This window comes from Mycobacterium persicum (assembly GCF_002086915.1).
Lineage (GTDB): Bacteria > Actinomycetota > Actinomycetes > Mycobacteriales > Mycobacteriaceae > Mycobacterium > Mycobacterium persicum.
The window spans coordinates 3,434,846-3,450,961 of sequence record NZ_MWQA01000001.1; the positions used below are offsets into that span (position 1 = coordinate 3,434,846).

General features: G+C 67.9%; 12 protein-coding genes. 9 read left to right on the forward strand and 3 right to left on the reverse strand.

From position 1 onward, the window contains the following. Positions 1–13 precede the first annotated feature (13 nt). A complete protein-coding gene (locus B4U45_RS15710; RefSeq protein ID WP_075545163.1) occupies positions 14–769 on the reverse strand; it encodes an NYN domain-containing protein in 756 nt (251 codons plus the stop codon). Further along, on the reverse strand, positions 770–1,576 hold the full coding sequence (trmB, locus tag B4U45_RS15715) for a tRNA (guanosine(46)-N7)-methyltransferase TrmB (protein WP_075545186.1): 807 nt from the start codon (positions 1,574–1,576) through the stop codon (positions 770–772). A 310-nt stretch (positions 1,577–1,886) separates the two neighbouring features. Between trmB and B4U45_RS15720 the strand changes: the two genes are divergently transcribed. The 5 genes from B4U45_RS15720 (at position 1,887) to B4U45_RS15740 (ending at position 11,246) form a co-directional block, all read left to right on the forward strand. Then, the gene (locus B4U45_RS15720) at positions 1,887–6,131 is read left to right on the forward strand and encodes a SpoIIE family protein phosphatase (protein ID WP_371686717.1); all 4,245 of its coding nucleotides are present in this window, start codon (positions 1,887–1,889) and stop codon (positions 6,129–6,131) included. Further along, positions 6,131–6,448: an STAS domain-containing protein gene (locus tag B4U45_RS15725; protein ID WP_075545165.1), complete on the forward strand. Its 318-nt coding sequence runs from the start codon at positions 6,131–6,133 to the stop codon at positions 6,446–6,448. The genes B4U45_RS15720 and B4U45_RS15725 overlap by 1 nt, the downstream gene beginning before the upstream one ends. Positions 6,449–6,589: 141 nt before the next feature. After that, positions 6,590–7,660 (forward strand): hypothetical protein, encoded by a 1,071-nt coding sequence (locus B4U45_RS15730; RefSeq protein WP_075545166.1) that lies wholly within the window; start codon positions 6,590–6,592, stop codon positions 7,658–7,660. Beyond that, on the forward strand, positions 7,657–9,222 hold the full coding sequence (locus B4U45_RS15735; protein ID WP_082275178.1) for a hypothetical protein: 1,566 nt from the start codon (positions 7,657–7,659) through the stop codon (positions 9,220–9,222). Before B4U45_RS15730 ends, B4U45_RS15735 begins: the two co-directional genes overlap by 4 nt. Before the next feature lie 200 nt (positions 9,223–9,422). Continuing rightward, positions 9,423–11,246 (forward strand): phosphoenolpyruvate carboxykinase (GTP), encoded by a 1,824-nt coding sequence (locus B4U45_RS15740; RefSeq protein WP_075545167.1) that lies wholly within the window; start codon positions 9,423–9,425, stop codon positions 11,244–11,246. Between the two features lie 7 nt (positions 11,247–11,253). Here B4U45_RS15740 and B4U45_RS15745 read toward each other — a convergent pair whose 3' ends face one another. Then, complete coding sequence (locus tag B4U45_RS15745; RefSeq protein ID WP_131808233.1) at positions 11,254–11,475, reverse strand: hypothetical protein; 222 nt, start codon at positions 11,473–11,475, stop codon at positions 11,254–11,256. Between the two features lie 325 nt (positions 11,476–11,800). On the opposite strand from B4U45_RS15745, the gene B4U45_RS15750 reads away from it, so the two are divergent. From B4U45_RS15750 to B4U45_RS15765, 4 genes are all read left to right on the forward strand, one after another. Then, the gene (locus tag B4U45_RS15750; protein WP_075545169.1) at positions 11,801–12,085 is read left to right on the forward strand and encodes a FeoA family protein; all 285 of its coding nucleotides are present in this window, start codon (positions 11,801–11,803) and stop codon (positions 12,083–12,085) included. Further along, positions 12,082–13,995 (forward strand): ferrous iron transporter B, encoded by a 1,914-nt coding sequence (feoB, locus tag B4U45_RS15755; RefSeq protein WP_075545170.1) that lies wholly within the window; start codon positions 12,082–12,084, stop codon positions 13,993–13,995. The genes B4U45_RS15750 and feoB overlap by 4 nt, the downstream gene beginning before the upstream one ends. Next, positions 13,992–14,561, forward strand: coding sequence for a NifU family protein (locus tag B4U45_RS15760; RefSeq protein WP_075545171.1), 570 nt, complete (start codon positions 13,992–13,994; stop codon positions 14,559–14,561). Before feoB ends, B4U45_RS15760 begins: the two co-directional genes overlap by 4 nt. A 522-nt stretch (positions 14,562–15,083) precedes the next feature. Continuing rightward, on the forward strand, positions 15,084–15,635 hold the full coding sequence (locus B4U45_RS15765) for a hypothetical protein (protein ID WP_075545172.1): 552 nt from the start codon (positions 15,084–15,086) through the stop codon (positions 15,633–15,635). The last annotated feature ends 481 nt before the right edge of the window (positions 15,636–16,116 follow it).

Below are 16,116 nucleotides of genomic sequence, written 5' to 3' on the forward strand. Positions count from 1 at the left end.
GACGTGAGGCCTGTCACATCCGCGAGGTCAACAGCGAGGTCAGCGGCCGGAACGGCTGCAGCCAAGCTCCCTGCTCAGGTAGCGAATCAAGGCCGATTCGGGGGAGCGGCTCCCGGAAAACACCGGCAATGTCCTCCAGGTCGACGAACTCCAAGGTATCCGACGCTAGCGCCCAACTGGCGTGTTCACGAAATCCAAGGACTTGAACTGGGATTCCGCCCCGGGCGATCTCCTCCAACGGCTGCCGGAATGCCTGACCGTCCGCCGAGGCCACGACCAGGGCTGCCAGCCCCTCCCGGTAGCGCTTGTCGATGTGCTCGAGCATGTCGCGGTCGACGTCGCTGTCCTCGTCGACCTTGGGTTTGGCGAAGACGGCGAACCCGACGTTGCGCAGTGCGTCCACCCACGGGCGTACCACGTCGGCGCTGCCGGGCGCGATATTGGTGAAGACGGTGGCCTCCGGTTCGACTCGGATGGCCGGTCCGCCCGGCGCCCTGGCGGCGACGGCTGCGGTGCGGGCCAGCAGCCAGCGGCCCAGCGCATCGAAGCGGGGCCGTTCCAGCGCGGTCGGCCGGCGCCCCAGGATCGAGCCCAGTCCCATGTCGAGGTTGGGAGCGTCCCAAACCAGCAGCACCCGAAGCGTCGGCGGGGCCAAGCCGGGCAGTCCGTCCTTGGACACATCGCCGGGCAATACCGACGGCAGCGGTGATACCGGGGCCCCGGCGACGGGTTCCGACGTATGCGTGGTCACGTCTTCAGTGAGGCTCATTTAGTCATCTGATTTCGGTTTTCTCCAGACCAGCTCGCTGACGGCGCTGCCGGCATCGTGGGCTTTGGATTCGTATTTGGTCGTGGGGCGAACGACCGAGATCGGCAGGGCTTCGGCGCCCGGATCAGCACGGGCCAACCGCGGCTCGGCGTCGCCGGCGGCGGCGATGTGCTCGGCGTAGCCGGGGTGGTCGGTCGCGGCGTGCAGCACACCTCCGGGGATTAGCCGGTCGGCGATCAGGGCGATCGTGGCAGGCTGCAGCAGCCGTCGCTTGTGGTGTCGCGCCTTGGGCCAGGGGTCGGGGAAGAAAACCCGGACCCCGGACAGCGAATTCGAGGTGATCAGGTCTTTCAACACGCCGATCCCGTTGCCGCGGATCAACCGGATATTGGTCGCGCTCTCACTGTCGATCGCGCACAGCAGCTGCGCCAGGCCCCGGCGGTAGATTTCCACCGCGATCACGTCGAGATGGGGCTCGGCCTGCGCCATCGCCAACGTCGAGACCCCGCTGCCGCAGCCGATCTCCAGCACCAGGGGCGCGTCGCGGCCGAACCACGCGCGGGTGTCCAACGGTCCCCGGCGAGGTGACCCGGCGACCGCGTCGATGCCCAGCTCCGGCCACCTCCGGTCCCAGGTCTGGCGCTGGGTGCTCGACAGCGCTGAATGGCGGGAGCGAAGGCTGGTGGCCGGCAGATAGCCCCACGCGCTGCCCCGGTCTTGCTCGCAGGACTCCGGGCTGGGCAGAGCCGGCGAGTCGGGACGTAACCCAACCTCGGGTTGCGCGTGCATTCGTCCATGGTGGCTCATGAAACGCAGGTGTAGCCGCTCCTGGGCCAGATTGATACCCAACAGTTGCCTTTGGCTGGTAGCGGATAGCGGTGCCGGACGTGGCGGACGTCGGTATGCCGGCGATCCCGGCAGAGGCCCAGTACGGGCCCGACAGACGTCCAACAGCGGCCCGAAAGCGTGCCCAACCGAGTGGTAATGATTCTGCGCGGCCGGGAGGTACGGTGTGAATCTGCCATTGTTCTGATTCGCGCCCAACGGCGGCGGCAAACCTTTTTTAGGGCCACGCGTGCGATGACGGCCGGGTGGCGGACCTTCGCGAGAGGGATCGATGGTGGGCGCTGCGGATACCGAGCATGGGCCGGCGATGCCGGCACCGGACGCGATCTTTGGCGCGGACGGCGAGGTGGGCCGCGACCTGGGGCGGGTGGACTGGGCGGCGACTCCACTCGGACCGCCCGCCGGGTGGCCGCAAAGCCTGCGGACAGCCGTCAGCATCTTGCTGTCGTCACGGTTTTCCATGTGGATGGCCTGGGGACCGGAGCTGACGTTCTTCTGCAACTCCGCCTACCGCCGGGACACTCTGGGCCAGAAGTATCCGTGGGCGCTGGGCCGGCCCGCCCGCGAGGTGTGGGCCGAAATCTGGGACGACATCGGTCCGCGGATCCAGCGGGTGCTGTCCACCGGACAAGCGACCTGGGATGCCGCCCTGTTGCTGTTCCTCGAACGGTCGGGATACCGGGAAGAGACGTACCACACGTTCTCCTACAGCCCGCTGCGCGACGACTTCGGGCACGTTGTCGGCATGTTGTGCGTGGTCAGCGAGGACACCGACCGGGTGATCAACGAGCGTCGGATGGCTACCCTGCGCGATCTCGGGTCCGACCCCAGCGTGGTGCGCACCGAACAGGAGATGCTGGCGTTCACCGCCGCCCAACTCGGCCATGATCCGCGCGACTTGCCGTTCACACTGACCTATTTGTTCGACGACCGACTGTTCGACGAGGGATCGTTCGACGAGGGATCGTTTGCTGGGGGCGCGGCGGCGCGGTTGGCTGCGGTCAGCGGGATCGCCATGGGGCAGCCGGCTGCGCCCACGACGCTGGCGGCCGACGGCTCCGCGGTGTGGCCGCTCGAGCAAGCAGCGCGCGGGCAGTCGGTCCTCGTCGAGCTCGACGGCTTGTTCCACCAGCTGCCGACCGGGGACTGGCCCGACCCTCCGGCGCAGGCGCTGGTGGTGCCGCTGCCGCAGCAAGGTGCTCCGCCCTACGGCTTCCTGGTGGCCGCGCTGAATCGCTATCGCCGGCTCGACGAGGGCTACCGCGGGTTTGTCGAGTTGGTTGCCGGGCACCTGTCCGCCGGAATCGCCAGTGCCCGCAGCTATCAGGCGCAGCAGCAGCGGGCCGAGAACCTCGCCGAGCTGGACCGGGCCAAGACCACATTCTTCTCCAACATCAGTCACGAGTTCCGCACCCCGCTCACGCTGATCATCGGGCCGGTCGCGGAGCTGCGCCGTCGCGCACCGGGGCTCGACGAACAGGCGCGAGAGGAGCTCGAGGTTGTGCACCGCAACGGGTTGCGGCTGGCCAAGCTGGTCAACACCCTCCTGGACTTTTCCCGCATCGAGGCCGGCCGGATGCGGGCCCACTACCAGCCGGTCGACCTCGCCGCCGTCACCGCCGACCTGGCCAGCGTGTTCCGCTCGGCAGTGGAGCGGGCCGGGCTCGAATTCATCGTGGATTGCGCGCCGCTGGACGAACCGGTCTACGTCGATCGCGACATGTGGGAGAAGGTGGTGCTCAACCTGCTGTCCAACGCGTTGAAGTTCACCTTCGAGGGGTCGATCACCGTGCGGGTCGGCCGGAGAGACGGCGACGCCGTGGTCACGGTCAGCGACACCGGCGTCGGGGTGCCAGCAGCGGAGATGCCCCGGTTGTTCGAGCGTTTCCACCGCGTCGAAACCGTGCAGGCCCGATCCAACGAGGGCAGCGGAATCGGTTTGGCCCTGGTCAAGGAGCTGGTCGGGCTGCTTGGCGGCAGCATCACCGTCGACAGCAGCCAAGGTGTCGGTACCACTTTCACCATCCGGTTGCCGTACGGCACGGCACACCTGCCCGCCGGCGCGCTCGCCTCCCACGAGCCCGCGCAGGCAGTTTCGGCGGCCGAGGCCTACCTGCAGGAAGCGCTGCGGTGGGTGCCCGCTGACACTAACGCCGTGGTGGACACCGGGCCCGCTCGGCCGACCGAGGACCCCGTCACCGCTGGGTCGGTTCCAGCGGGTTCAGCCACCCGGGCGCGAGTGCTGGTTGCCGACGACAACGCCGACATGCGGGACTACCTGACCCGGCTGCTACGGAGCGCGGACTACCGCGTCGACGCCCTCAGCGACGGCCGGCAGGCGCTGGCCGCGATCCGCGCCGAGGTGCCCGACCTGGTGATCAGCGACGTGATGATGCCCCGGCTGGATGGTCTTGCGCTGGTCGCACAGCTGCGGGCGGATCCGCGCACCGCTGCGGTGCCGGTGCTGCTGCTGTCGGCGCGCGCCGGGCAAGAGGCGTCCGTGGAAGGGCTGGACGCGGGCGCCGACGACTACCTGGTCAAGCCGTTTGCCGCCGCGGAGTTGCTGGCGCGGGTGCGTGCCAATGTCCAAATGACGCGACTGCGCAATCACCACGCCCGTTGGCGTACCGCCCTGGTGGACTCGCTGCAAGAGGCCTTCTTCGTGTGCGACGAGCGTGGCACCGTCGTCGAGATCAACAGCGCGTTCACCGAGATCCTCGGCTACGGCCCTGAAGGCCTGCCCTACGTGCAGACCCACCCGTGGTGGCCCGACGCCGGCGACGACCCCGAAGCCCACCGGCAGTTCGCCGACGCGTTCGCCCATTTCCTCACCCACCCCCACGGCAGCTACACCGTTCCGGCGCGCCACCGAGACGGGCACCGGATCTGGATCAACGCCAGCTTCAATCAGGTCGACGACCCCGACACCGGCCGGCGTGTCATGGTCGGCACCTTCCGTGACGTCACCGCCGAGCACTACACCGTGCAGAGCCAGACCGCGTTGGCCGCCCTCAACCAGCAACTGGTGCAGGCCGACAGCCTCGATGCGGCGATCCAGGCCGCGGTCGAGGTGCTGCGCGAGCTGTGGCGGGCGCGCCGGGTGCTGGCGGTCACCGTCGCCGGCCACGGTGCCGAAACGCAAGCCCCGGTTGCCGGCGAACCGGAAGTGGCGTCAGCGGGTGAGCCCGCGCGGTGGGCCGAGCTGCCCGCTGACACCCGGGCGACGATCTCTTCGCTGGGCAAGGCTGATCTGCTCACCACCGAGGCGATGACACCGGGGACCGCGGGCATTGCCCTGCAACACCCGCGAGGGGTGCTGGTGATCTGGATCGAGCTGGCCGAGAACCGGCCGTTCAGCTCCGAAGACCGAACCCTGCTGACGGCGCTGGCCGGGCGTCTGGGGCAGGGTCTGCAGCGCGTCTACCAGCTCGACCAGCAACGCGAGACGGCCCTGGCGCTGCAACACGCGATCCTGGGTCCGGCCCACCTGCCCGGCGGATTCGCGGTCCGCTACCAGCCGGCCACCCGGCCGCTGCAAGTCGGCGGCGACTGGTATGACGTCGTCGACCTGGACGCCGGGCGCCTCGCGCTGGTCGTCGGGGACTGTGTCGGCCACGGACTGGCCGCCGCGACCGTGATGGGGCAGTTGCGCAGCGCCTGCCGCGCCCTGCTGCTCGAGCACCTCAGCCCCGGCGTCGCCCTCACCGGTCTGGACCGGTTCGCGGCGCGTCTGCCCGGGGCCCAGTGCACCACCGCGTTCTGCGCGGTGCTCAGCCCCGACACCGGTGAGCTGCTCTATTCCAGCGCAGGCCACCCACCGCCGATCCTGGTTCACGCCGACGGCACCGAGCGGATTCTCGACGAGGCCGGCACCATCGCGCTCGGGGTGCGCCCGGACTGGACCCGACCCGAAGCACGCCTGACCATCCCGCCCAGCGCGACTTTGCTGCTCTACACCGACGGTCTGGTGGAGCGTCGCCGCCGCCCGCTGGACCAGGGCATCGCCGAGGCCATCGCGCTGGTTCGGGACGGCGGCACCGTCGCCCTGGAAGAGCTGGCCAGCCACATCATGTCCGGGCTCAACCCCGGCGGCGGCTACCCGGACGACGTGGCCCTGTTGCTCTATCGGCAGCCCGGCCCGCTGGAGATCGACCTTCCCGCCCGGGCCAGCCAGCTGGCCGCCACCCGCAGCGCGTTACGGGGTTGGCTGGCGCGCGCCATGATCGGTCCCGGCCAGGCACAGGACGTGCTGATCGCCGTCGGTGAGGCCCTCGCGAACGCCATCGAGCACGGACACCGGCGTGATCCGCAGGGCACCATCGTCCTGCGCGCCATCGCCTTGGCGGACCGACTGCAGCTGACCATCACCGACACCGGCTCGTGGAAACCTCCGCGGCCGCGGCAGGATTCCCACCGCGGCCGGGGCATCGCCCTGATGCGGACTCTCATGGACGACGTCACCATCCAGGCCGGCACGCTCGGCACCACCGTTCATCTTCACGCGAGGATCTCCTGATGACCACACCGCTGACCCTGTCGACCGAACGCCGCAGCGACGGCACGCCGGTGCTGATAGCGGTCGGAGAAATCGATATGAGCAACGTCGACGTCTTTGCCAGCGCGCTTCGCGAGGCCGTGGGCGCCGGCGACACGCTCACCGTCGACCTCAGCGCGGTGGAGTACCTGGACAGCAAGGCCATCAACGCCCTTTACGTGCACGCCGATCAGCTGCGCCTGGTCGCGAGCTCGCGCATGATGCCGGTCCTGCAGATCAGTGGTCTGACCGAACTGGTCAGCGTGGAGTCCGTAGCGCCACCGCCCGCGACGACTTGAGCGTCGTCGGATTGGGCCGGTCTCGACAGCCGATGGTCATTCGTAACGGAGTAGATACACTCCCGGCTCGAGGGTGGCTGGCGGCGCGGGGGCGCAGCTGCCACCATTCGGTGTCGGCGTGATGCGACCGAGCAGGGGGCTATGACGGGGCAGGGGTATCGGCTTTTCGTCGACGAGCTGACGCGCCTCGCCGGCCGTACCGGTGACCGGCGGGTGCAGCCGATCGCCGCGCGCGTCGCGGAGCCGCTGCGGGTGGCGGTCCGCGGGCGCCCGGGGACGGGTTGCCGCACGGTGGCGCATGCCCTGCGCGGCGCGGGACTGGCGGCTTCGGTTTCACCGGTCTCCCCGGCCAGCGTCGCCGACGTGCAGTTGTACGTCCTGGCGGAGGCGCTCAAACCCGAGGACCGCGACGCCATAGCCGCCGTCCGTGACGCCGGGCAGCCGCTGGTGATCGTGCTGAACAAGGCAGATCTGAGTGGCTTCGGCGGTGCCGGGCCGATGGCCGCGGCGCAGACCCGCTGCGCGCATTTTTCCGCGCTGGTCGGCCTGCCCGTGGTACCGATGATCGGGCTGCTCGCCGCCGCGGCGTTCGACGATCTCGATGAAACCTGCTGGCCCGCGCTGCGCGCGCTGGCCGCCCACCCCGACGGTCTGACCTGCCTCGGCGGATCCTTCGACGGCTTTCTGGCGGCGGAGCTCACGGTGTCGACTCCGATGCGGATGCGGCTGCTGGAGGCCCTCGATCTGTTCGGCATCGCACTTGGCGTCGCGGCGGTGCGCCGCGGTGTACCACCGGCGGGAGTGCGGGCCCTGCTGCGCCGGGCCAGCGGTGTCGACGCCGTCGTCGCCGGCGTGATGGCCGCCGGCGCCCCTCCGCGTTACCGCCGCATACTCGAAGCCGTCACGGCGCTCGAGGCGATGGCCGTGACGGACGAGCGGATAGCGCGGTGTTTATCCGGCGACGACATGGTGCTCGCCCGGATGAGCGCCGCCCTGGACGCAGTGTCCGCGCTGCACCTCGAATCGGAGGGCATCGCGCCCGAGAATATGGCGGCGCTGTTGCGGCGGGCGGTGCGATGGCAGCATCACCGCAGTTCCCGCGATGGTCGCGCCGGCGACCTGCCCGCCGCCTGCGGAGCCGACATCGTCAGAGGATCGCTTCGGCTCTGGTCGCGGGCCGGAGGGTCGGCCGAGTCAGGGGAATGCGGATGATCGGCGTGGCCCGCGAAGACCCGGCCGCCCGGGTCGACGCACTGGTGGCGGCGATCGGAACCAAGGCGGGTCCGCCGGTGATCCGTCGCCGCGACGTGGTCCTGGTGACCGGCCCTTGGCTGGCCGGCGTCAGCAGCGTGGCAGCCGCTCTGCGGCAACGGGCGCCGCGACACGAGTTCTTCGAACCGCCGGAGCTGGCGCCCGGCGACGCGCCGACCGCGGTGGTGTTCGTGGTCTCCGCCGCGGCCCCGCTGACCGAATCCGACTGCGCGCTGCTGGATGCCGCCGCCGAGCACACCGACGTGGTGATCGGAGTGGTATCCAAGGTCGACGTGCACCGCAGCTGGCGCGAGCTGCTGGCCGCGGACCGGGCCACGCTGGCGGCGCATGCGCCTCGTTACGCCGACGTGCCGTGGGTGGGCGCGGCCGCCGCGCCGCAGCTGGGGCCGCCGCGGATGGACGACCTGGTCACCGCACTGCTCAGTCAGCTCGCCGATCCGGACATCGCCCGCCGCAACAGGCTGCGTGCCTGGGAATCGCGGTTGCAGACGGTCGCGCAGCGGTTCCGGCGCGACGCCGAAGGCGCCGGCCGCAAGGCGCGGGTGGATGCCTTGCGTGAGGAACGCAGTGCGGCCCTGCGGAATCGGCGTCAGTCGAAAACAGAGCACGCCATTGCGCTGCGCGGTCAGGTCCAACAGGCCCGGGTCCAATTGTCCTACTTTGCCCGCAACCGTTGTTCATCGATACGTGTCGAGCTGCAAGAGGACATCGCGGCCCTGCCCCGACGCAAGATTGCCGAGTTCGAAGAGCACACCCGCAGCCGGGTCGCCGGAGCGCTCGCCGAGGTAAGCGAGGCAGTCCACCGGAGGCTCGCCGACGTGGCCCAGGCGCTCAGTGTGCCCATCGGGCTTCAGCCCGGCGAAACCCTCCCGACGGTCGCCATTGCGGCCGCGCCGTTGAAGTCCCGGCGGTTGGAGACCCGGCTCATGGTGGTGTTGGGTGCCGGCTTCGGCCTGGGGGTGGCACTGACGCTGAGCCGGTTGCTGGCCGGACTGGCGCCCCGGCTCAACCCCTGGCTGAACCCCTGGCTGACGGGCGCCGGGATCGTCGCGTGTGTGACGCTCGGGTTGGCGCTGACGCTGTGGGTGGTCCACACCCGCGCCTTGCTGAGCGACCGCGCCGTGCTGGATCGTTGGACGGGTGACGTGATGTCCGCGCTGCGCTCCGTGCTGGACGAACTGGTTGCCGGCCGGGTGCTGGCCGCCGAGTCGCTGCTGAGCACCGCGCTGAGTGCACGCGACGAGGCCGAGCACGCCCGGGTGGCCCACCAGGTCAGCGTGATCGACGCCGAACTACGCGAACACACCATCGCTGCGGCGCGAGCCGCCGCACTGCGGGATCGGGAGCTGCCCGCCATTCAAGCCGCGCTCGACGCCGTGCGTAAAGAACTGCGCGAACCGGGTATACCCACGGTTGGCACCCGATCCCAGGGCGTCGGCACCGCTGCGGAGAGCACCGGCAGCCGCAACGGCAGCAACAACGCCAAATGGGAAGGATATTGATCCTTCTGAATCGGTCTTGTGAGGAGGCTTATACCCGCCCTGGCCTTCCGCGACAAGTGATGCACGATAACCTGTCTTAATAAGCACCCGGGTCAACGGTCGTGCTAGCAAACGCATAAACCGACCCCCCAGATGGATCCCGAAGCCGATAACAGCCGACAACTAGCCGCAGATACGCAGCAGAATCTCAGGAGAGTTCGATGACCTCAGCGACCATTCCCGGTTTAGACACCGCGCCGACTAATCATCAGGGGTTGCTGTCTTGGGTGGAGGAGGTCGCCGAGCTCACTCAGCCTGACCGGGTTGTCTTCGCCGACGGCTCAGCGGAAGAATTCCAGCGGCTCGCCGATCAGTTGGTCGGGGCCGGCACGTTCACCCGGCTCAACCCGGAGAAGTATCCGAACTCCTTCCTGGCGTTGTCCGACCCGTCGGATGTGGCCCGGGTGGAGTCCCGCACCTTCATCTGCTCCGAGCGTGAGGTCGACGCCGGCCCCACCAACAACTGGATGGACCCGGACGAAATGCGGTCCATCATGAAAGACCTGTACCGCGGTTGCATGCGGGGGCGCACCATGTACGTGGTGCCGTTCTGCATGGGCCCGCTCGGTGCCGAGGACCCCAAGCTCGGTGTGGAGATCACCGACTCCGAATACGTCGTCGTCTCGATGCGGACCATGACCCGCATGGGCAAGGCCGCCTTGGAGAAGATCGGCGACGACGGGTTCTTCGTCAAGGCGCTGCACTCGGTGGGTGCTCCGCTCGAGGAGGGCCAACAGGACGTGCCGTGGCCCTGCAACGACACCAAGTACATCACCCACTTCCCGGAGACCCGCGAGATCTGGAGCTACGGTTCGGGCTACGGCGGCAACGCGCTGCTGGGCAAGAAGTGCTACTCGTTGCGGATCGCCTCGGCCATGGCCCGCGACGAGGGCTGGCTGGCCGAGCACATGCTGATCCTCAAGCTGATCTCCCCCGAGAACAAGGCTTACTACTTCGCGGCGGCCTTCCCGTCGGCCTGCGGCAAGACCAACCTGGCAATGCTGCAGCCGACCATCCCGGGTTGGCGTGCCGAGACGCTCGGCGACGACATCGCGTGGATGCGGTTCGGCAAGGACGGCCGGCTGTACGCGGTCAATCCCGAGTTCGGGTTCTTCGGGGTGGCGCCCGGCACCAACTGGAAGTCCAATCCCAACGCCATGCGCACCATCGCCGCGGGCAACACGGTGTTCACCAACGTCGCGCTGACCGATGACCACGAGGTGTGGTGGGAAGGTCTGGAGGGCGAGCCCGACCACCTGATCGACTGGAAGGGCAACGACTGGTACATCCGCGAAACGGAAACCAAAGCGGCACACCCGAACTCCCGCTACTGCACGCCGATGTCCCAGTGCCCCATCCTGGCGCCCGAATGGGATGACCCCCAAGGTGTGCCGATTTCCGGAATACTGTTCGGCGGTCGCCGCAAGACCACCGTCCCGCTGGTCACCGAGGCGCGTGACTGGCAACACGGGGTGTTCATCGGTGCGACCCTGGGAAGCGAGCAGACCGCCGCCGCCGAGGGCAAGGTCGGCAACGTGCGTCGCGACCCGATGGCCATGCTGCCGTTCCTCGGCTACAACGTCGGGGACTACTTCCAGCACTGGATCAACCTGGGCAAGAACGCCGATGAGTCCAAACTCCCGAAGGTGTTCTTCGTCAACTGGTTCCGCCGCGGCCACGACGGCCACTTCCTGTGGCCCGGCTTCGGCGAGAACAGCCGGGTATTGAAGTGGATCGTGGAGCGCATCGAGCAGCGGGCCGGCGGCCGAACCACCCCGATCGGCACTGTCCCCGCCGTCGAGGACTTGGACCTGGACGGGTTGGACGTCGAGGTGGCCGATGTGGCCGAGGCGCTGAAGGTCGACCCCGAGGAGTGGCGCGCGGAGCTGCCGCTCATCGAGGAGTGGCTGGAGTTCGTGGGGGAGAAGTTGCCCACCGGCGTCAAGGACGAGTTCGACGCGCTCAAGGAGCGGCTGGCCGAGTAGGGGCCGACTAACGGGTCGCGTTGGATTCCCGGCGGCCCACCGATCGCAACTTCATGCCGATCCGGCCGCGATAGTAGGACCAGGGCTGACGGTGTTCGGGCTGAGTGCCCACCATTTGGTCGAGCAGGTCGGTGGCGTGCAGCGCCACTGAGACGTGACGCTCGACGCGCCCCAAGTCGCTGTATGCGCGGAACACGTCGTCGTGCCCAGGCCGGGGGGCCGTTGCCACCGAGAGTAATTCAAGCGCCTGGAGAAGTGCGGTACGGACGTCCCCGCAGGCCCGGTGGATCTGGCGATCGGTATTCGGCGTGGTTCCCCGATGTGCCCGCGCAGTGCGGATGCATTCTGCAGCTTCCGATGCGCGGCCGGTGGACGTTGGCATTGACACTCCTGATAGCGATTAAGGTTAGGCTATCTTAAACTCCAACGAGGGCTGCGGCACAAGGCAGCTAGGGTACTTCCCTGCGACCCGAGGCCTACCACAGTTACCCGCGTGGGGGAGGTGTCCCGTCCGCGGGTATCACAAGGCGATACATACTTGTTCGGAGGACCAAATGCCCCATCCAACACCACGCCCGCCCACCGCGCCGCGTTCTGTGATCGCGCTCACCGATCTGCGGCCGGGTGAGCGGGCAACCATCCTGGGCACCGCGCCGCGGGCGCCTTCGGCGCTGGCGCGCCGGCTGCGACAGTTGGGATTTCGGTCAGCGTCCGTCGTCGAGGTGATCCGGCGGGCCCCGCTGGGTGATCCGACTGTCTACCGGGTTCAGGACACCGAACTCTGCCTGCGCAGGCGTGACGCGCAACTGATCGAAGTTGACCCGGGAATCGGCGCATGACGACCTGTCACCAGGAAAGCGGCGCCGTGGTCTCGGTTGCCGGTGTGGCACGGGTGGCCTTGGTCGGCTGCCCCAACGCAGGCAAGACAACCGTGTTCAACCAGCTGACCGGACTACGCGCCAAGACCGGCAACTATCCGGGTGTCACCGTCGGGCGCAGCGTCGGCATCGCCAAGTCCGGTGACGTCGGGATCGCCGTCGAGGATCTGCCCGGCACTTACAGTCTTGACCCGATCAGCCCGGACGAGCGGGTGGTGGCTGACGTGCTGGCCGGGGAGATGTCTGACACCGGGTGCCCCGACGCGATCGTCATCGTGGCCGATGCCACCACGCTGCGCCGGTCCGTTGTCCTGGTGGCGCAGGTGCTGCGGCTCGACCTGCCGTGTCTGCTGGCGCTGACAATGACCGACGAATTGAGCGCCCGCGGCGGCGGCATCGGCGCCGATGACTTGTCGACGGCGCTGGGCATCCCGGTGGTCGCGGTGGTTGCAAACCGCGGCGTGGGCGTCGACACGGTGCGCGATCAGCTGGCGTCGTTCGACCGGTGGCAGCGTCCCCCGCTGCTGCCCCCGGGCGAGGATGACGCCGTCGACGCCTGGGGCATCTCGGTGCTCGACGCCGCCGGTTACGTTGCGCCACAACCCGATCGGCGCACGCGAGGGATCGACGCGGTGGTATTGCACCCACTGTGGGGCACCGCGGTCTTCTTTGCGGTGATGTTCTGTTTCTTCCAGGTCGTTTTCACCGTCGCCGCGCCACTGCAAGACCGGGTGGGCCGAGTGCTCGGCTGGCTTGGCGGACTTGTCAGCGGGCACATCGACAACGATGTGGTGCGCGGTCTGCTCGGCCAGGGACTCATCGGCGGTGTCGGAACGGTGCTGCAGTTCATCCCGCAGATCGTCTTGCTGTTCCTGCTGATCGCGCTGCTGGAAAACGTCGGCTACATGGCACGGGCCGCGTTCCTGATGGACCGGGTGATGGCCGTGACCGGGTTGGAAGGCCGCGCGTTTGTTGCGATGCTGTCGTCGTTCGCCTGCGCAATCCCGGGGATCATGGCCACGCGCACGCTGCCGTCATCGCGGGACCGCATCGCCACGATCATCACGGCGCCGCTGATGACGTGCTCGGCCCGGCTTCCGGTGTTCACCTTGCTGGTCGGACTGCTCGTGTCGCCGCAGACCCACTGGTGGGGCCTGAGCGCTCAGGGTGTCGTGATGTTCCTGCTGTATCTGTGCGGCGGAACCTCGGCGCTGATCGCGGCCTCGGTGTTCAAGTCGACGATCCTACGCAGCGATATTCTGCCGTTCACGATGGAGTTTCCCCCTTACCGCTTTCCGTCGCCCAGGAACCTGCTCATCGCGATGTGGGATTCGGCCAAGGTGTTCTTACGCAAGGCGGGAACCATCATCTTGGGCACGTCGCTGGTGCTGTGGGCGCTGCTCAATCTGCCGGGCCGGGCGGCGGAGACCGCATCCATGTCGCCGACGGAGGCCAGCGCCTATGTGATGGACCATAGCTACGCCGCCGATGTCGGGAAGGCGATCGGGCCGGCGTTCAAACCACTCGGTTTCGATTGGCACATCAATGTGGCCCTGTTGGGTTCCTTGTCGGCGCGCGAAGTGTTCGTGTCAGCCCTCGGTCAGGTGTCGGCGGCGACCGACCCCGACAATCCGCATGGAGCACTGGTCGCCCTCACCGACGACGATGGCCACCAGTTGTTCAGCGCGCCGACCGTCATCGCGCTGCTGGCGTATTTCATCTTCGCCTTGCAATGCATGTCTACCGTCGCGGTGATGCGCCGCGAAACGAACTCCTGGCGGTGGCCTGCGGTCGCATTCTCCTACATGTTCGGCCTCGCCTGGCTAGCGGCGTTCGCCGCCAGGTCGATCGCGATCGGCCTGGGCGCATGATCCCCCTGCATGCCACTGCCACCGGCAATCCGCGACAACTGCGATGGGTGGCGGTGCCGGACCGGCTGCCACCCCTCGGCATTGTCCAGCACGCACCGGGCAGGCTGGGCGCACTACTGAAGAGTGGACTGATCGCCGAGATCGTCGTGCGCGCCACCGATATCTTGATCACCGTCGGCGCAACCGGTAGCTGGCGCGAGTTGGGAGACGATATTCGCACGGCGCTCACCGACGCGCTGGTGGACCCAACCGGTTGGCGGGTCGAGCAATCGATGAGCTCGGAGGCTCAGTTGACGACGCTCGCGCAGCAACTGCTCGCCGGTCCGATCGGGGAGCTTGCCAGCTCGCACGGCGGGTCGATCGAACTGGTTTCCGTAGTCGGTCTCAACGTGACCGTGCGGATGTCCGGTGCCTGCCGCGGATGCCTCGCCGCGAATTCCACGTTGCGCGACAGGCTGCAACGCGAGCTACGGCGACGAGCGAGTGTCGAAGTCAACGTTATCAGTGAAAATCTTTCAGCTGCAACGGTATTGGGTAAGAAGCTGCGCTCGCTAGTCGTTCGTTGAGCGCTGTCGCATCCGGCCGGAACCACACGCTGGCTTTGACGGCGCACCGGATGGGCCTGGGCCCGCGGGCCCGATTCGCGAGCGCGGTTGTGCGAGCATCTCTGAGTGCACCGTACGCAATGGCGGTAGGTTGTCCGAACTCGAAACTCGCGGACTCCGCAGCGCATTGCCGTGGCAGAGCGATGAAAACGGGAAATTTCCAAGCCGGCCGGTCATAGGGTGCGTCGCAACCGACTCAACGATTGCCTGGCTTGAGACAGGAGTCGCATGGCGATGGCGGCATACGAGTTTGCTGGTGCGGCGCTGCCTCACCGCCGACAGTTGCGGTGCCACTGAATAGACGAGGCCGAGCCGGCCGAGCCCCTGGCAGGGTCCGGCATCGACTCATCCCATGGAGGTCACCGCCGCCGCATGCAATTCGTAGCAGCGGTGCGGTCAAACGTGTTGGGCCTCAACGGTCCGTTGATCGCCGCCATCGAGGGAGCGTAGGACGAGCTTTGGGCCCGCAATGTCACCGCGCTGGTGGGCTATCACGGTGGGGCTTCGGCCGCGGCCGCCGACGTCGGCACGGGCCAATCGGTCCCGGCCGTGGGCGAGGTCGCCAGGGCCGTCGATTACGACGTTCAGACCGCGGCCCGCTTGGTCGCCGATGACGCTGCCCTACCCGCGCGACTGGTCAGTACCGACCTCCGGATGCTCGTCGGGCTGCCACCCGAGGCGTCACTGCCGACCTCGCCCGCAGAGCCGAGCAGTCTTGAACACCATTTGGCGGTGAAGGCTGCCCAGATCGCAGCGGTCCCCGGCGAGATGCTCCGGGCTGACGAGACCTTGATAGGTCACGTGGTCGACGACAACGTGACCGAGCTGGGGAAGGCGGCAACCATCACCGGGAACGATCCGTGGGCAGCGCAAGCAGATTTGGCAGCGGGTGACCCGATGAAGGCCGCTAACGATGTCGCGTCGGCTCCTAGTTATGACGCCGCGACCGTTGTCGGGTTAGCGGCTGAAGATGCAGCCCTGCCGATAAGTTTGGCCGCCACTGACCTAGCCATCATCGGCGCCGCGCAGAGCTGAGCTGACGGCGGGCCAACTGCTTGACCAACGAAGTCGGCCCGTCGCGCGATGCTGAGATGCCCAGCACGACAGGGCTATTCAGTTGACTCGGCCAGTTCATCGGCGCCGGTTGGTTGACATCGATGACCGCTGCATAGCGCTCAGGCGGCCGGCCCCGGGGATCACGCCCCATTGCTACGGCAATCGGGGGGCGACGTACAGTCGGCTCATGGTGCGTCCAGCAAGCTGGATCAGGCTAGCGGGTGAAAGTCCGGTCCCGGTAGGCACCCCCTCAGCTCAGACGCTCGTTGATGTGGGCGTCAGTAAGAGTTTTCGGGAGCTTGAGGAGGTCCCACTGATGACGATGGTAGGCGGGTTTGACGTGCACCGGAAGCAGATCACGTTTGATTACGTGGACGACGACGGTGTGGTGCACTGGGGTGAGATCCGGCCGGCAACCCGCAAGATGCTGCGGGGTTGGCTGGGTAAGCACTGCCCGAGC

Bases quoted from the DNA above. Each gene is read 5' to 3' on its own strand.
- B4U45_RS15710 (WP_075545163.1), bottom strand. From the start codon at position 769: ATGAGCCTCACTGAAGACGTGACCACGCATACGTCGGAACCCGTCGCC.
- B4U45_RS15740 (WP_075545167.1), top strand. From the start codon at position 9,423: ATGACCTCAGCGACCATTCCCGGTTTAGACACCGCGCCGACTAATCAT.
- B4U45_RS15720 (WP_371686717.1), top strand. From the start codon at position 1,887: ATGGTGGGCGCTGCGGATACCGAGCATGGGCCGGCGATGCCGGCACCG.
- B4U45_RS15730 (WP_075545166.1), top strand. From the start codon at position 6,590: ATGACGGGGCAGGGGTATCGGCTTTTCGTCGACGAGCTGACGCGCCTC.
- B4U45_RS15725 (WP_075545165.1), top strand. From the start codon at position 6,131: ATGACCACACCGCTGACCCTGTCGACCGAACGCCGCAGCGACGGCACG.
- trmB (WP_075545186.1), bottom strand. From the start codon at position 1,576: ATGAGCCACCATGGACGAATGCACGCGCAACCCGAGGTTGGGTTACGT.
- feoB (WP_075545170.1), top strand. From the start codon at position 12,082: ATGACGACCTGTCACCAGGAAAGCGGCGCCGTGGTCTCGGTTGCCGGT.
- B4U45_RS15735 (WP_082275178.1), top strand. From the start codon at position 7,657: ATGATCGGCGTGGCCCGCGAAGACCCGGCCGCCCGGGTCGACGCACTG.
- B4U45_RS15750 (WP_075545169.1), top strand. From the start codon at position 11,801: ATGCCCCATCCAACACCACGCCCGCCCACCGCGCCGCGTTCTGTGATC.
- B4U45_RS15760 (WP_075545171.1), top strand. From the start codon at position 13,992: ATGATCCCCCTGCATGCCACTGCCACCGGCAATCCGCGACAACTGCGA.